We start from the raw sequence: 16,632 nt of genomic DNA, 5'->3' as shown, positions 1-16,632 counted from the left end.
CGATCCGAACGAGCCCGTCCCTGACCCGGTTAGACCATGGCTGACGCCACCACCGCCCCGCCTTCGATGATGAGCGCCCCCGCGGTGCCGGACGAGCGCATCCCGCCGCGGCGGCTGTTTGCGTTTCTCATCATGGTGTTCGGGATGTTTATGTCGATCCTGGACATCCAGATCGTCTCGGCCTCGCTCGCCGAAATCCAGGCCGGCCTGTCGGCCAGCTCATCCGAAGTGTCGTGGGTCCAGACCTCGTATCTGATCGCCGAGGTGATCGCGATTCCCCTGTCCGGATTCCTGTCGCGGGCGTTCGGCACCAGGCTGCTGTTTGCGATTTCCGCCTCCGGCTTCACCATCGCGAGCTTCCTGTGCGGCTTCGCCTCGACCATCGAACAGATGATCCTGTGGCGCGCGATCCAGGGCTTTCTCGGCGCCGGCATGATCCCGACCGTGTTCGCCTCGGCCTATACGGTGTTTCCGCGCGCCAAATTCTACATCGTCGGCCCGATCATCGGCCTGGTCGCCACGCTGGCGCCGACCGTCGGCCCGACGGTCGGCGGCATCATCACCGACTGGCTGTCCTGGCACTGGCTGTTCTTCATCAACATCGTGCCGGGCATCGGCATCACCGTCGGCGTGCTGGCGCTGGTCGATTTCGACCAGCCGAACTTCAAGCTGCTGGAGCGGTTCGACTGGTGGGGCCTGGTCTTCATGGCGGGCTTTCTCGGCTCGCTCGAATACGTGCTGGAGGAGGGTCCGCAATATGAGTGGCTGCAGGATACCTCGGTCGCGGTCTGCGCCACGATCTGCGCGGTCTCCGCGATCGCCTTCTTCTGGCGCGTGCTGACGGTCGACGAGCCGATCGTCGATATCAGGACGTTCGGCGACCGCAATTTCGGTATCGGCTGCCTGATCTCGTTCTGCGTCGGCATCGGCCTTTACGGCCTGACTTACATGTATCCGCGTTATCTCGCCGAGGTGCGCGGCTACAGCGCGCTGATGATCGGCGAGACCATGTTCGTGTCCGGCGCCGCCATGTTCCTGACCGCGCCGATCGTCGGCCGGCTGATGCAGCGGATCGACATGCGCCTGATCATCGCCATCGGCCTCGTCATCTTCGCGCTCGGTTCCTTTCAGATGACCTGGATCACCCGCGACTACGATTTCTACGAGCTCCTGGTGCCGCAGGTCCTGCGCGGCATCGGCATGATGTTCGCGATGGTGCCGACCAACACCATCTCGCTGGGGACGCTGGCGCCGGAGCGGGTGAAGAACGCCTCGGGCCTGTTCAACCTGACGCGCAACCTCGGCGGCGCGGTGGGCCTGGCGGTCATCAACTCGGTGCTGAACCAGCGCACCGACCTGCACATCGCGCGATTGCACGAGAGGGTGACCTGGGGCAATGCCACCGCGACCGAAACCCTCAACATGTTCACCCAGCGCCTGCAGGGCATGGGCGACGCCTCGCTGATGGCGATGAAACAACTGTCACAGATCGTGCATCGCCAGGCCGTGGTGATGGGATTCGGCGACGCCTTCCTGATGCTGACGGTGTTCTATTTCGGTCTCACCGTGATGGTCGCATTCCTGAACAAGCCTGCCGGCGTTCTGTCGGAGCCCGGGCATTGAGCGCGATCGCGCGCTTGTCATGTTGCCAAAACCACAGGATGCATTTATATGCAGCACATTGTCGCTCGAACCGGGGAGGATTTGCATGATTTCGATGTATTCGCAGATCGCGTCCTCGCGTCCGAAGCGTTTTCCGGATGCCCGCGTGGCCCTCTGAGGGCCAACGCCGCCAGCATCGATCGGGCCTGACCACCCGGTTCCGCTAACTTCCCCGTCTGTACCGACTTTTTTCAACGACGCGCGTTCGGCCCGGTGCCGTCGCGCGCCAAAACGGAGCCGGCCCGCGCCCGCGCGCAGCCGGATGAGGCCGACCCCATGAAGGACTTGAGCCAGGGCTCGATCGTGAGCCACATCGCGGTGATGGCTCCGCAGATTTTCGTCGGCATGATCTTGATGATGCTGTGCGGGTTGATCGATTTGTATTTTGTCGCGGGCCTCGGTGACGCTGCGATTGCAGGCGTCGGCGCCGCAGGCAATGTCGGCTTCCTGATCAACGCGCTGACTCAAATTCTGAGCGTCGGCGCCGTGTCGCTGATTTCGCAGGCCGTCGGACGCAAGGACCGGGCCGATGCCAATCTGATATTCAATCAGTCGCTGGGGCTATCGGCGGCAGGGGCCCTGTTTACGATGGTTGCAGGATGCATGCTGGCGCGCAGCTACATGCGGTCGGTTGCCGTTGACGAGGCCGTGATCGAGGCGGGCACCACCTATCTGGTCTGGTTCGTGCCGGCGCTGGCGCTGCAATTTGTCGCGCTGGTGATGGGCTCTGCGTTGCGCGGCACCGGCATCGTGCGTCCCACCGTGATCGTGCAGGCCGTCACGGTGATCATCAATATGCTGCTTGCGCCGATTCTGATCTCGGGCTGGGGCACAGGTCTGGCGTTGGGCGTTGCCGGCGCCGGTCTGGCGAGCACGATCGCGGTCGCGATCGGCGTGGCGATGATGTGGATCTATTTCCACCGCTACGAGCACTACGTTGCCATCAACAGCGCGTTATGGCGTCCGCAATTGGCGCAATGGAAGCGCATACTGGGCATCGGGCTGCCTGCCGGAGGCGAGTTCGCCATCATATTCCTCAATATGGCGGTGATCTATTTTGCGTTGCGGCATTTCGGCGCCGCGGCTCAGGCGGGCTTCAGCATTGGCTCACGCCTGTTGGGCCTCATTCATATGCCGGGGATATCGATTGCCTTGGCGGCTGGCGCCATCGCCGGACAGAATTTTGGCGCTGGTAACGGTGAGCGTGTGAGAAGGACGTTCAAGACGGTCTTGCTATTGGTCACCGCTGTGATGATCGGCTTCATGATGATTGCGCAATGGCGGCCGGAGTTCTTCCTCGGCGGCTTTACCGAAGACGCGGCGACGATCGCGGTCGGTGCGCTGTTCCTGCGCATGGTCTCGCTGAACAATGTCGCGCAAGGGGTGAATTTCGTTTGCTCGAGCATGTTTCAGGGACTGGGCAACACCAGGCCGGTGCTGTTCAGCTCCGGCGCACGGCTGCTGACCAATACGCTGCCGCTGATCTGGCTGTCCGCGATGCCCGGTTTCCGGATCGAGCACGCCTGGTATTTGTCGATTGCCACGACGACGCTTCAGGCGGGGTTGAGTTTGTGGTTGCTGCGCCTGGAGTTCAGGAAGCGGCTGGGACCGGTACTGCAATGACTTCACCCGCGTTTCGGCCGCGGAATAGGGTTGCTGCGCCATTGCGGCGCGTCGACCGCATGAGCTAGGTATGCGTGAGCCGTGTCGGGCGCGCCAGGGAACCGGGGATGATTGAAGCTGCAAGACGAGAGCCGGGCCGGTCCAGGCTTGCGCTGGTTCTTCCCGCCCGGTTCAGCCCGGCGGCGTGGATCCTCAGCGTCGATCTGCTGACGGTGCTGATCGCGGTGCTGCTGCCGTGGTCGACCTCCGGCGTGGCGATTGCCGCGGTGCTCTGGCTGATCGCGCTGGTTCCCGCCATCGAGTTGCGCGCCTTCTGGCGCTCGCTGATGCGGCCGGTCTCCGCGCTGCCGATCGCGATCTTTGCGCTGGCGCTCGCCGGAACCCTGTGGTCGGAAGCAGCCTGGGGCGCGCGCCTCTATGCGGTCGGCCCCGCCGCAAAACTGCTGGTGCTGCCGCTGCTGCTCTATCATTTCGAACGCTCGTCCCGCGGCGCATGGGTGTTCATCGCCTTCCTCGTCTCCTGCACGCTTCTGATGCTGGTGTCCTGGGCGGTCGCTTTCGAGCCCAGCCTCACGCTCAAGCCCAACGCCGAGATGCGGGGGATCTTCGTCAAGAACTACATCGATCAAAGCCAGGAATTCGCGCTGTGCGCGGTGGCGCTGGCCTATCCGATCATGACCTTGCTGCGAGCCAACCGGATCCGGCTTGCGGTGCTGCTCGCGGCGGTTTCGCTCAGCCTGCTGGCGAACATGATGTTCGTCGTGGTTTCGCGCACCGCGCTGGTGACCATGCCGATCATGCTCGCGGTATTCGCGCTGCTGCATTTGAAATGGCGCACCAGCCTCGCGATATCAGGCGCCGCTGTCGCCATCGTCGGCCTGGCGTGGACGATGTCGCCCCAGTTGCAGTGGACCACCACGACGTTCCTGAGGGATTACCGGATCTACAAGGAACTGGATCAGCCGACCTCGATCGGGTTGCGGCTTGAATTCTGGCAGAAGTCGCTGCGCTTCATCGCCGAGGCCCCGGTGATCGGGCACGGGACCGGATCGACGCGGGGGCTGTTCGAGCAGGCCGCGACCGGACCCAAGGTGCTGGCCGGCAGTCAGGTCGTCAGCAATCCGCACAATCAGACCCTGCACGTCGCGATCCAATGGGGCATGCTCGGGGTCATCGTGCTCTATGCGATGTGGTGGCGGCACTTCGTGCTGTTTCGCGGCGAGGGCCTGGCGGCATGGATCGGCCTGCTGGTGGTGGTGCAGAACATCTTCACCTCGCTGTTCAATTCGCATCTGTTCGATTTTCACGAAGGCTGGATGTACGTGCTGGGCGTCGGCGTCGCCGGCGGCATGGTGCTCGGCGCGCGGCGCGATGCCGGAACGACGGCCTTCGCCGCTGTCTCCGGCCCGCAAGGAACCAGGGATGGCTGAAGCCGCAAGAACACAGCCCGGCCGGTCCGGCCTTTCGCTGGTTCTTTCCGCATGGCACGATCCGGCGGCGCGGATCTTCAACATCGATCTGCTGACGGTTCTGATCGCGATCCTGTTGCCCTGGTCGACCACCGGTGTGGTGATCGCTGCGGCGCTCTGGATCGCCGCGCTGGTTCCCACCATCGAACCGCGCGCCCTGCTGCGGTCGCTGCTGCGTCCGGTCTCCGTGCTGCCGATCGCGATGTTTGCGCTGGCGCTCGCCGGCACGCTGTGGTCGGAGGCATCCTGGAGTGCGCGGCTGTATGCGGTCGGCCCGACCGTGAAACTGCTGGTGCTGCCGTTACTGTTCTATCATTTCGAACGCTCGCCCCGTGGCGCATGGGTTTTCATTGCCTTTCTGGCATCGTGCGCGCTGTTGATGCTGGGGTCGTGGCTGGTCGCCTTCGATCCGGATCTCTCGCTCAAGCCCTATTTTTCACGCGGCCCCTATGCCCCCGCCAGCGGGATTGTCGTCAAGAACTACATCGCCCAGAGCCAGGAATTCGTGCTGTGCGCGCTGGCGCTAGCCTATCCGGTCCTGACTTTGCTGCGAACCAACCGAATTTGGCTGGCGGCGGTGGTAGCGGCGATCGCCCTGAGCTTCCTCGCCAACATGATGTTCGTGGTGATTTCGCGAACGGCGCTGGTGACGATGCCGGTCATGCTGGCGATATTCGCGCTGCTGCATCTGAGATGGCGAACGGCGGTTGCCGCCTTGTGCGCCGTTGCACTGCTTGCAGCCGTGGTCTGGAACATATCTCCCCAGCTGCGCGCGACCGTCTCGAAGTTCTTTACCGATTACCGGCTCACGGCGATCCAGAATGACGAGTCCGGCATCGGTTCGCGGCTACTGTACTGGCAGAGATCGCTGCAGTTCTTCGCCGCGGCCCCCGTGATCGGCCATGGCACCGGCTCGACGCGCGGGCTGTTCGAGCAGGCCGCGATCGGCGAGGTCGGCGCGCGTGCCATCATCGTCGCCAACCCGCACAACCAGACCCTGAACGTGGCGGTGCAATGGGGAGCGGTCGGTGTCGCCGTGCTCTACGCGATGTGGCTGGTCCATTTGCTGCTGTTCCGCGGCGAGGGCCTGGCGGCGTGGATCGGCCTCCTGGTGGTGGTGCAGAATATCTTCACCTCGCTGTTCAATTCACATCTTTTCGATTTCAGCGAAGGCTGGATATATGTGCTGGGCGTCGGCGTCGCCGGCGGCATGGTGCTCGGCGCGCGGCGCGAAGCCGCAACCAGGGCCCCGGGTCAGCCCTGAACGACCGGGGCCGGGCGGCTTCGGGTGCGCGTGCTGATCGCCACCGTCGCCACCACGGCGGCTGCGAACAGCAGGATCTGCAGCGTGATGGTCTCGTCGTTGAAGAACGCCGCCAGCGCGAAGGTGACGAACGGCTGCAGCAATTGCACCTGCGACACCCGCGCGATGCCGCCCATCGCCATGCCGGCATTCCAGGCGAAGAACCCGATCCATTGCGAGAACAGCGCGACGTACAGCAGCGACAGCCATGGTTTCAGCGCGATCTGGCCGATATCGGCGGGCATCGTCAGCGCCGCCGCCGGCAGCGAGATCGGCAGCGCCATCACCAGCACCCAGCTGATGACCTCCCAGCCCGGCATCTGCGCCGTCAGCCTGCCGGAGAAGGCGTAACCGATCGCGGATACGGCCACCGCCGCGAACAGAAAGAGGTCGCCGGCCGAGAACGTGCCGCCGCCCTGGCGCAACGCGAACGCAATCACCAGCGCAGCACCCGCCATCGACGCGATCCAGAACAGCGGCCTTGGGCGCTCGTGGGTAATGACGACGGCGACCAGCGCGGTGGCAATCGGGAGAATCCCCAGCACCACCCCGCCATGCGAGGCGTCGACGGTCTGCACCCCGAGCGCCATCAGGAACGGAAAGGCGATGCTGACGCAAATCATCGCGATCGCCAGTTGCGGCCACAGCCGGCGCGGCGGCGGCGGCCGGCGCAACACGACCAGCAGCGCCAGCGAACACAATCCGGCAATCGCGGTGCGCAGCGCGGTCATGGCGAGCGGATCGATCGCGGACACCGCGATGCGGGTCGCGGGCAGCGTGCCGCCGAAGATCGCCATGCCGACAAAGCCCAGCACCAGGCCGAGATGCTCGCGCGGCAGCGCAGGAGAGGTGAGGGTGCGTGAGGTGGAGGACATCTGCGAGAGGTAGCGAGTTTGACGGCGCGCGTACAGCGCCCGGGCGCGCCCGCATGGCGGGCATGCATCGCGGCGATCGCGCCCCGGAATGATTATTTTCCGAATTTGCGGGTGACGTTTACATCACGCGAGGGCTCGCTAGTATCGCCAAACCGCCATTGCCGCACTGCCCAACAAGGAAAAACATCATGGGAGCAACTTTTCTCGTCTGCCACGGCGCGTGGTCGGCAGGATGGGCGTGGAAGAAGATGCATCCATTGATGGCCGCGGCAGGTCATCGCCTGCTGACGCCGACCTATACCGGCCTTGGCGAGCGCGCGCATCTGGCCAACCCGTCGATCGATCTCGAAACCCACATTCAGGACGTCCTGAACGTCATCAAGTATGAAGACCTGCGCGACATCGTGCTGGTCGGCCACAGCTATGGCGGCATGGTCGCCACCGGCGTCGCCGACCGCGCGCGCGACCGCGTCACGCAGCTGATCTACATCGATGCCTTCGTGCCCGGCGACGGGCAATCGCTGCTCGACCTGAACGAAGTGGCGCGGGCGCCGATGACGGAGCTTGCGAAATCCGGCGACGGCTGGCGGGTGCCGCCCAATCCGACGCCGCCGGATACGCCGCAAGCCGATCTCGAATGGCTGACCGAGCGCCGCGTCAATATGCCGGTCAAATGTTTCGAGACGAAACTCAAGCTGCATGGCGGCGCGCTGACGTTGCCCCGCAGTTACATCTACGCCACGCGGATCACGCCGGCGGATACTTTCGGCCGGTTTGCGAAGATGGCCAAGGCCGATCCCGCCTGGCGCTATGAGGAGATCGATGCCAGCCATTCGCCCAACGTCACCGCGCCGGAAGCGCTGATGTCGCTGCTGCAGAAGATCGTCGAGGGGCAGAGGTAAATGAAGCAGATCCGGATCGGCGACATCACCATCGACGCGGTGATCGAACGTGAAGGCCCGTGGCGGCGGCCGCAGGATTTCTTCCCGGCCTATGATGACGCCGTCTTCAAGCGCCATCTGTCTTCCATGGAGCCGGAGGTGTTCGACGCGGCGTCGGGAAGGATGGTCATCACCTACCAGACCTTCGTGGTCCGCACGCCGCGCCACACCATCCTGGTCGACACCTGCACCGGCGAGGACAAGGGGCATCCGCCGCCGTTCGACTTTCCGGGCAAGGAGCGCTGGCGCAACGAGCTGTTCGCGCTCGGGGTGAGTTACGATGATGTGGACTATGTGTTCTGCACCCATCTTCACATCGATCATACCGGCTGGAACACCATCCTGCGCGACGGGCGCTGGGTGCCGACGTTCCCGAACGCGAAATACGTCTTTCACAAGAAGGAGTATGCGGCCTGGGAGGCGGAGCATGCGCGCGGCGCCAATCCGCCCGGCACCGTGTTCCGCGACAACTGCCTGCCCGTCGTGGAAGCCGGCCAGGCGCTGCTGGTCGACGACGATTACGCGCTCGACGACACCATCACGCTGACGCCGACGCCGGGGCACTCGCCCTGCCATTGCTGCGTCAACATCTTCTCCCGCGGCCAGCGCGCGGTGGTGGCGGGCGACCTGATGCACCACGCGATCCAGTGTCGCGAGCCCGACTGGTCGCCGGGCGTGGACTGGGATGCGAAGCAGTCGGCGGTCTCGCGCCGCAAATTTTTCGCCGAGGTGGCCGACACCGATACGCTGATCCTGCCGGTCCACTTCCCGGCGCCGACGGCGGGATGGCTGAAGGCGGATGGAACGCGGTTCGACTACCGGTTCAAGCGGGATTAGTGCAGGCGCTGCAGCGATACAGACCTCATCCTGAGGAGCTTGCGAAGCAAGCGTCTCGAAGGACGGCCGCGAGTCCATACCGTGCCGCCATCCTTCGAGACGCCCGCCTGCGGCGGGCTCCTCAGGATGAGGTTCCCGGAAACTCAAACCACGCATAAATGGCGAGGGGTCCGGCGCGTTACGCCGAACCCCTCATTCTCAGCAGACGCGTTTTCTTCGAAAACGCTTTCGTTAGAAGCATCAGCCAGCCTGTAAGCCGGGTTCTGTAGGGCACCGCCTGCTTGCGCAAGCGGTACGTGACGGCCATTCCTCTGGGACAACGTTTGCACGTTGCCTCGAGCAACCTACCCGGACGGCGAGCCTGACATCGCCCTGCGGAGTTATCGCTTTCGCGAACATCCCGCGTTGCCGTCCCTATTCGGTTTTGCTCCCGGTGTGGTTTGCCATGCCGGTTCCGTTGCCGGACCCGCGGTGCGCTCTTACCGCACCTTTTCACCCTTACCTCCTCCGGAGAGGAGGCGGTTCGTTCTCTGTGGCACTGTCCCTGGGGTCGCCCCCGCCGGACGTTATCCGGCACCGTATGTCGATGGAGCCCGGACTTTCCTCTCCCGCAGCCTTTCGACCGTAGCAGGAGCGGCCGTCCGGCCGACTGACACCCTTGTGATGGGGGCTCGAGGCCGCCGCGTCAAGCTCATAGCGGCCCCGGTGGCGGTCAAAATATTCCATCCTGAAGATGTTGCTCGGTGCTTTCGCCGTTGTCAGGGATGCCGGGAGGCCTAGAGTTCACTCTTTATTGGGGTGTAGGGCGGACCGGCGGTAACGTAGTCCGCCGTCTTTGCTCCAGCCATGCCCTGCGCGATGCTGCCGGTTACTTTGCATGGGGTTGTTTTCGATATTTTTGGTTTGGGGTTGCCTAGCGCGCCGCGACCGCCTCGTAGATGTCTTCTTCCTGCGCGGTGTGCAGGCGCACCAGCGTCTCCACCGCCTCGATCAGGCGCTGGGCGTCGCGGACGAGATAGCGGTCGACCTTCTCGGTCGGCAGGTCCTCGGCGACGCGGGCGAGCAGGCGGGCGAGATGCAGGATCTCGCGGTGCGCGCGGCTCATCGCCGAGAGGCCGTGGCTTTCCCGCAAGACCGTGGCGAGCTGCGGATAGACTTGGCCCTCGTCGTCGCGCTCGTGGGCGACCACCTGGTCCTGAACCAGTTTGTTGGCCTCGGCGATGATGACGGCGGCGCGCTCCGGGCTGGCATCGTCGAGCTCGTCGACGATCGATCGCAGCCGGTCGAGATTGCCGATCAGCTCGAGGTGACTGCGATGCAGCTCGTGTCCGGCCGCAGCGGTCATGCTTCCGCCGGCGCGGCCGCGACCCGGGTTGAGGGCGCGCAGCGCGTTGAGGATCACGGCGACATCGATCACCTCCTGGACGATGGCGGCCGGAACCGGCAGCAGCCAGCCCAAGGTCGCCGCCAGCATGGCGAGCGTCGACAGCGCCATGCCTGCGACGATGCTTTCGATGGCGATCCGCCGCGCGCGTTGCGCGATCTCGATCGCCTCGCCGACCCGGTCGAGCCGGTCGGCCAGGATCACCACGTCGGCGGCTTCCGACGACGCGCTGGCGCCGCGGGCGCCGAGTGCGATCCCGACGTCGGCCGCGGCCAGCGCCGGCGCGTCGTTGATGCCATCGCCGACCATGATGGTCGGATTGAGTCGCTGCTCGGAGCGCACCGCGTCGACCTTGTCGGAGGGCACGCGCTCGGCCAGCACCGAGTCGAGATCGAGCGCTGCGCCGATCGCCTGCGCGGCGCCGGCGCGGTCGCCGGTGACCATGACGATGCGGGCAATGCCGGCCTCGCGCAGCAGCCGGATCGCCCGCGGCGTGTCGGAACGCAGTTCGTCGGCGAGCAGCAATGCGCCGATCGGCCGTCCCTCGACCGCGACGAAAACGATCAGCGCCGATCGCCACGAGGCGCGCCGGATCGCGCGCGTTGCCCATTCGGCGACTTGCGAGCCTGCAAGGATCATTTCGCGCGAACCCGCGCTGACGCGCCGTCCCTCGATCACGCCGTGCAGGCCCGAGCCCATGGCCTCCCTGACCTGTTCGGGCAGCTTGAGATGCAGGCCGCGCTCGGTGCCGGCCTGCACGATGGCGCCCGCGATCACATGATGCGACGCCTGTTCGAGCGAGGCGCCGAGCAGCAATACCTCTTCGGCGGTTTCGCCCGGCGCGACTTCGACGGAAAGCAATCGCGCGCCGCCGACCGTCAGCGTCCCGGTCTTGTCGAACAATACGGTGTGGGAGCGCGCCAGCGCCTCCAGCGGGCCGCCGCCCTTGACCAGGATGCCGCGCCGCGCCGCCCGGGCCACGCCGGCGATGAAGGCGACGGGAGCCGCCAGAATCAGCGGACACGGCGTCGCCGCCACCAGCACTGCGAGGCTGCGCAGCAGATCGCCCGAGATCAGCCAGGCGACGAGCGCCAGCGCCAGCGTTACCGGCAGGAATACCAGCGCATAGCGGTCGGCCAGCCGCACGAACGGCGCTTTCGCGGTCTGCGCCGCGGTCACCAGCCTCACGATGCCGGCATAGGTGCTGTCGCCGGCGACCGCCGTGACCGTCATTTCAAAGGTCTCGCCGGCGTTCAGCGCGCCGGAGAGGATGGCCGCGCTACGCGTTTTGGCCACCGGGATCGGCTCGCCGGTCAGCGCCGACTCGTCGACGACAGCGGTGACCGAACTGACGACGCCGTCGACCGGAACGACTTCGCCAGCCCGCACCAGCAGCCGGTCGCCGACCGCCACCGTGCCGACCGCCACTTCCTCGATTCGGCCATCGACGCAGCGGTGGGCCTCGCGCGGCGCGCGATCGACCAGCGAACGCAGATCATGCTCGGCGCGGGCAACCGCGATATCCTCGAGCACATTGCCGCCGGAATACATCAGCGCGACCACGGCGCCGGCCAGCGGCTGGCCGAGCGCCAGCGCGGCGCTCATCGACACCAGCGCGATGGCATCGACGCCGAACCGGCCCGCCAGAAAATCTCGCACGATCGAGACCGCCAGTCCCGCCACCACGGGTACGGTCGCCAGCGTCCAGCAGAGATCGGCAAGGTCGGTGCGGCCGGCCAGCGCGGCGAGAATTCCCGCCGTCAGGCCCGCGATGGCGATCGCAACCAGCGCCGATCGCAGAACGCGCTCAAACGACATCGATCCATTTCCTGCTCAAGCCATGGCGGCTTGTCGCCGAAAACGCGCCGGTCGCACTTGATGAAAGTCAATGGCCGGGCCGAATTGTCCCGATGTTACCGTGCCGCGACGGCCACGGCCTCGGCCGGCAGGCTCTCGAGCAGCGCCTGCAAGGTAACCAGCGTCGAATGATCGGCGACGCCGTCGACGCGGGCAGGGCGGAAATGGCGCTGGAACGCGGCGACCACTTCCATGGTGGCGCCGTCGTATTTTCCATGGGTCGGGATGCCGTAGCCGTATTTGGCCAGCGCCCGCTGCAGGCCGAGCACGTCGTCGCCGATGCTGCCGAGTTTCATCGCTTCGCCGCGCACGATCGGCGCCGGCTGCACCCAGTGCCCGACGCCCGAATTGGCCAGCGAATGCCAGGGAAATTTCTCGCCCGGGTCTTTCTTGCGGGAGGGGGCGACATCGGAATGGGCGAGCACGCGATGCGACGGCACCTTGCGGCGGAGCATGATGCCCCGGCACAGCGCGATCACGGCGGCGATCTGGCGCAGCGGAAAATCCGGGTAGCCCCAGTCGTGGCCGCGATTGACGATCTCGACGCCGATCGAACAGGAATTGATGTCTTCTTCGCCGGCCCAGGACGCCGCGCCGGCATGCCAGGCGCGCTTGGCCTCCGGCACGCACTGCACGATGCGGCCGTCTTCCAGCACGATATAGTGCGCCGATACGTCGGTGCCCGCCGTGCACAGCTGCGCGATCGCGCCTTCGACATCGGGCATGCCGGTGTAGTGCAGCACGATCATGTCGGGCAGGCGGCCCTTGTTCCGCTCGCCGTAATTCGCCGACGGGATCACGTCGGAGGCGATCGAGGAATCCGGGGTGAATGTCTTCATACTGGCGTTGGCCTTGGGCAACGGGACGGCGCGACGCCTCGAATCAATTCCAACAGGCGGTGCGAACGAACCGAGCGACATAGGAAGGCTCAAACCGGGCAGGAGAACGGCAATGGCGCGTTTTCAGGACGACCTCGTTTACTATTCCTTTACGATGTCCTCAGCGCAATCGGGCAGCGCCTCGCCGCTTCGCATTTTGGCCGAGTGTGTGCGGGAAGCATCACCGGCCGTCCGGTTCCCGGCAATGGACTGTTGTCGCGGCGAGGGGCGGACGCGCGGCTTGCCCGCGACCCAAATCCTCCCCAATCCTTCAACGCTTTCTTAACGCTAGCTGACGTTACTAAGTGGTGAAGAGCCGAACCGGTTTTGGGGGACGGCCGAGGCCCTCTTTGACGCTCGAAATCCCATGGCAGCCCAGCAAATTCCATCGGGAAATCCGGGCTTGCGATGGGGGACACGCGGGATCGGCAATCGTGCCTCGCACGGGCTTTTTGATCGAACGCCGCCTTTCGAGACGAAAAGTCCGGCGAAGCGCAGGGATTTGAGGCGCAATGGGCCTGTTCGCGTCCAGTTTCCGCAACTTCCCCCGGATCGTGCCCGGAGCCGGGGCATGAATCCGGCTGGCCCGCGTCATATCCCCGTGCTCGGCCGCCAGGCGATCGAGATGCTCGCCCCGCGCGACGGCGGCATCTATGTCGACGCCACCTTCGGGGCCGGCGGCTATAGCCGGGCGATCCTCGACGTCGCCGGAACCCGCGTCATCGGCATCGATCGCGACCGCACGGCCATTGCGGGCGGCTTCGATCTGGTGGATCGATCCGACGGCCGGCTCACGCTGGTCGAGGACCGCTTCTCCAATCTCGCCGAAATCTGCGCCGCGCAGGGCGCCGCCGCGGTCGACGGCGTGGTGATGGACGTCGGGGTGTCCTCGATGCAGCTCGACCAGGCCGAGCGCGGCTTTTCGTTTCGCCTCGGCGGCCCGCTCGACATGCGGATGGGCCATGACGGGCCGAGCGCGGCCGACGTGGTCGCCAAAGCGTCCGAGGCCGATCTCGCCAATATCATCTACATCTTCGGCGAAGAGCGTCACTCCCGCGCCGTCGCCAGGGCCATCGTCGCCGCGCGCAAGGAAGCGCCGATTACGACCACCCGCGCGCTGGCCGACGTCGTCTCGAAGGTGGTGCGGTCGAAGCCGGGCGAAATCCACCCGGCCACCCGGACATTCCAGGCGCTGCGGATTTTCGTCAACGAGGAGCTCGACGAACTGCATCTGGCGCTGTCGGCGGCCGAGCAGGTACTGAAGCCGGGCGGCCGGCTGGTGGTGGTGTCGTTCCATTCGCTGGAAGACCGCATCGTCAAGAACTTCCTGGTCGAGCGTGCCAGGGCCGGCGGCGGATCGCGGCATCTGCCCGAGGTCAACCAGGCCGCGCCGAGCTTCGTCATTCTGACCAAGCGTCCGGTCACGGCCGACGACGAGGAGATTGCCGCCAACCCGCGCGCGCGCTCGGCAAAGCTGCGCGCGGCCGAGCGCACCGCCGCACCTGCGCATGCCGGCGCGGCATTGCCGGCATGGCCTGTTCTCGATGACGTGATGAGGGGAGGCTGACCATGCGGATCATCCATCTCCTCGTGATCGCCGCTCTGGTGTTCGCCGCCGCCTATGTCTACCGGATCAAGATGGAATCGACTTCGCGTACCGAGCGCGTGCTGCGGCTGCATGCGGAAATCCGCGAGCAGCGCGACGCCATCGCAGGCTTGCGGGCGGAATGGGCCAAGCTGGACTCGCCGCTGCGGCTGCAGGGCCTCGCCGAGCGTCACCTGGGACTGAAACCGGTCACCGCAACCCAATACGATTCATTGAAGAACCTGCCCGAGCGGCCGCCGCGCTTCTTCAAGCCGGGCGATCCCGATCCGATCGGGGCGATGCTCGAGACCATCGATGCCGCGGCCGATGCTTCCGTAGTGACGGGTTCGGTGCCGGCGCCGGAGGATCGGCGATGACCGGTTCCGCGCCCAACACCGTCAAGCCCACGGAACCGTGGCGGCAACGGCTGATCCGCAGCCTGCTGTACGGGCGCAATGTCGACCGCGCCGCCAAGGCGCGCGCCCGTGTCGGACTGGCCATCCTGGCGTTCGCGGCGATCTACGCCGTCATCGGCGGCCGGCTCGTCATGTTCGCGATCGGCGCCGACAATCACGCCGCGCGCCGCACCGCGGCGCAGGACGCCATCGCCACCGCGCGGCCGGACATCGTCGACCGCAACGGCGAGGTGCTCGCCACCGACGTCAAGTCGCCGAGCCTGTTCGGCGAGCCGCGCCGGATCATCGACAAGGACGAGGCGATCGAACTCCTCACCGCGACGCTGCCGGATCTCGACACCGGCGAAGTGCGTGAACGGCTGTCGTCGAAAAAGGGCTTCGTCTGGCTGAAGCGCGAAATCACGCCGAAGCAGCAGCAGCAAATTCACCGCCTCGGCATTCCCGGCATCGGCTTCCTGCGCGAGAACAAGCGGGTGTACCCCACCGGCGCCGAGGTGGCGCATCTGATCGGCCTGGTCAACATCGACAACCAGGGCATCGCCGGGATGGAGAAATGGCTCGACAACAACGGCCTGGCCGATCTGCATCGCGCCGGCTTCGCCACCGACCGGCTGCAGCGGCCGGTGGAATTGTCGATCGACCTGCGCGTCGAGCACGCGCTGCGCGACGAACTCCTGAAGGCCAAGGACAAATACAAGGCCAAGGCGGCCTCCGGCCTCGTCTCCAACGTCAAGACCGGCGAGATCGTGGCGATGGTGTCGCTGCCCGACTTCGATCCGAACAATCCGAAGGAAGCGCATGACCCCGATCGCATCAACCGGCTGACCACCGGCGTCTATGAGATGGGCTCGACCTTCAAGGCGCTGACGCTGGCGATGGCGCTGGATTCCGGCAAGGCCAACCTGAATACGCCGTTCGATGCGCGCGGCGCGCTGCACTACGGCAAATTCACCATTCACGACACCCATCCGCTGGGCCGCTCGATCTCGCTGTCGGAAGTGTTCACCTTCTCCTCCAACGTCGGCGCGGCGCGGATCGCGCTGGCGCAGGGCGTCGAGGCGCACAAGGCGTTCCTGAAGAAACTCGGCCAGCTCGACCGGCTGCGCACCGAACTGCCCGAAAGCGCTTCGCCGATCGTGCCGAAGCGCTGGAGCGAACTCAACACCATCACCATCGCCTTCGGTCACGGCATCGCGGTCGCGCCGCTGCAGGCGGTGATGGGCATCAATGCCGTCATGAACGGCGGCTATTTGATCCCGCCGACCTTCCTCAAGCGGTCGGAAGCGGAAGCCAGGGCGATCGCCAAGAAGGTGCTCAAGTCGGAGACATCAGACAAGATGCGCTATCTGATGCGGCTCAACGCCGAAATCGGAACGGCCAAGCAGGCCGACGTCAAGGGCTACTATATCGGCGGCAAGACCGGCACCTCGGAAAAGGTCGTTGGCGGCCGTTATTCCAAGAAGCAGGTGCTGAACTCCTTCACCGCGATCATGCCGGCCGACAATCCGCAGTTCCAGGTGCTGGTGATGCTGGACGAGCCGAAGCCGCTGCCGGAAACCCACGGCTTCATCACCTCGGGCTGGAACGCAGTGCCGACCGGCGGCAAGGTGATCGCCCGCATTGCGCCGCTGCTGGGGGTCGAGCCGCGGTTCGATCTGCCGCCGTCCGAGCGCCTTATTCTTGCGGCATCCAGGGGAAGCCAGTAAGGCGTATATCATTGTCGCCGGTTTGAAGTTCCTGCCGTGGGTGCCGCGAATTCCTTTAGAGACTTCAAACCGATAAGCGGCGCCAAGGCCGGCCGG

At 65.5% G+C, this 16,632-nt stretch carries 12 protein-coding genes and 1 other RNA gene; 9 read left to right on the top strand and 4 right to left on the bottom strand.

What is annotated here, in order from left to right; translation table 11 throughout:
* Window positions 1-36: 36 nt before the first annotated feature.
* The 4 genes from KMZ68_RS21040 to KMZ68_RS21025 all read left to right on the top strand — a co-directional run bounded on the left by KMZ68_RS21040 (window position 37) and on the right by KMZ68_RS21025 (window position 6,018).
* Window positions 37-1,623: a DHA2 family efflux MFS transporter permease subunit gene (locus KMZ68_RS21040; protein WP_215613077.1), complete on the top strand. Its 1,587-nt coding sequence runs from the start codon at window positions 37-39 to the stop codon at window positions 1,621-1,623.
* 315 nt (window positions 1,624-1,938) lie between these two features.
* Window positions 1,939-3,285: an MATE family efflux transporter gene (locus KMZ68_RS21035; RefSeq protein WP_215613076.1), complete on the top strand. Its 1,347-nt coding sequence runs from the start codon at window positions 1,939-1,941 to the stop codon at window positions 3,283-3,285.
* Window positions 3,286-3,392: 107 nt separating this feature from the next.
* Window positions 3,393-4,715 (top strand): O-antigen ligase family protein, encoded by a 1,323-nt coding sequence (locus tag KMZ68_RS21030; RefSeq protein WP_215613075.1) that lies wholly within the window; start codon window positions 3,393-3,395, stop codon window positions 4,713-4,715.
* Window positions 4,708-6,018 carry an O-antigen ligase family protein gene (locus tag KMZ68_RS21025; protein WP_215613074.1) on the top strand — a complete coding sequence of 437 codons (1,311 nt, stop codon included), beginning with the start codon at window positions 4,708-4,710 and terminating at the stop codon, window positions 6,016-6,018. Before KMZ68_RS21030 ends, KMZ68_RS21025 begins: the two co-directional genes overlap by 8 nt.
* Here KMZ68_RS21025 and KMZ68_RS21020 read toward each other — a convergent pair.
* Window positions 6,009-6,932, bottom strand: coding sequence for a DMT family transporter (locus KMZ68_RS21020; RefSeq protein ID WP_215613073.1), 924 nt, complete (start codon window positions 6,930-6,932; stop codon window positions 6,009-6,011). The two genes, KMZ68_RS21025 and KMZ68_RS21020, sit on opposite strands and share 10 nt — an antisense overlap.
* A gap of 188 nt (window positions 6,933-7,120) precedes the next feature.
* On the opposite strand from KMZ68_RS21020, the gene KMZ68_RS21015 reads away from it, so the two are divergent.
* Both KMZ68_RS21015 and KMZ68_RS21010 read left to right on the top strand, forming a co-directional pair.
* A complete protein-coding gene (locus KMZ68_RS21015; protein WP_215613072.1) occupies window positions 7,121-7,834 on the top strand; it encodes an alpha/beta fold hydrolase in 714 nt (237 codons plus the stop codon).
* Window positions 7,835-8,710: an MBL fold metallo-hydrolase gene (locus KMZ68_RS21010; RefSeq protein WP_215613071.1), complete on the top strand. Its 876-nt coding sequence runs from the start codon at window positions 7,835-7,837 to the stop codon at window positions 8,708-8,710. It abuts the gene before it with no gap.
* 236 nt (window positions 8,711-8,946) lie between these two features.
* Here the strand turns inward: KMZ68_RS21010 and rnpB are convergent.
* From rnpB to KMZ68_RS20995, 3 genes are all read right to left on the bottom strand, one after another.
* Window positions 8,947-9,363: RNase P RNA component class A (gene rnpB, locus KMZ68_RS21005), an RNA gene on the bottom strand.
* 260 nt (window positions 9,364-9,623) lie between these two features.
* Window positions 9,624-11,912: a heavy metal translocating P-type ATPase gene (locus KMZ68_RS21000; protein ID WP_215613070.1), complete on the bottom strand. Its 2,289-nt coding sequence runs from the start codon at window positions 11,910-11,912 to the stop codon at window positions 9,624-9,626.
* A 95-nt stretch (window positions 11,913-12,007) separates the two neighbouring features.
* Entirely contained in the window at window positions 12,008-12,790 is a 783-nt protein-coding gene (locus KMZ68_RS20995; protein ID WP_215613069.1) for an N-acetylmuramoyl-L-alanine amidase, read from the bottom strand.
* Between the two features lie 610 nt (window positions 12,791-13,400).
* On the opposite strand from KMZ68_RS20995, the gene rsmH reads away from it, so the two are divergent.
* The 3 genes from rsmH to KMZ68_RS20980 are packed head-to-tail and all read left to right on the top strand — an operon-like array spanning window position 13,401 to window position 16,536.
* On the top strand, window positions 13,401-14,396 hold the full coding sequence (rsmH, locus tag KMZ68_RS20990; RefSeq protein ID WP_215613068.1) for a 16S rRNA (cytosine(1402)-N(4))-methyltransferase RsmH: 996 nt from the start codon (window positions 13,401-13,403) through the stop codon (window positions 14,394-14,396).
* A 2-nt stretch (window positions 14,397-14,398) separates the two neighbouring features.
* Window positions 14,399-14,791 (top strand): cell division protein FtsL, encoded by a 393-nt coding sequence (gene ftsL, locus KMZ68_RS20985; RefSeq protein WP_215613067.1) that lies wholly within the window; start codon window positions 14,399-14,401, stop codon window positions 14,789-14,791.
* A complete protein-coding gene (locus tag KMZ68_RS20980; RefSeq protein WP_215613066.1) occupies window positions 14,788-16,536 on the top strand; it encodes a peptidoglycan D,D-transpeptidase FtsI family protein in 1,749 nt (582 codons plus the stop codon). The genes ftsL and KMZ68_RS20980 overlap by 4 nt, the downstream gene beginning before the upstream one ends.
* Window positions 16,537-16,632 lie beyond the last annotated feature (96 nt).

The organism is Bradyrhizobium sediminis (assembly GCF_018736105.1).
Classification (GTDB): Bacteria; Pseudomonadota; Alphaproteobacteria; order Rhizobiales; family Xanthobacteraceae; genus Bradyrhizobium.
The sequence above is the reverse complement of the archived record's forward strand: the minus strand, read 5'-3'. Positions and strand labels throughout refer to the sequence as shown.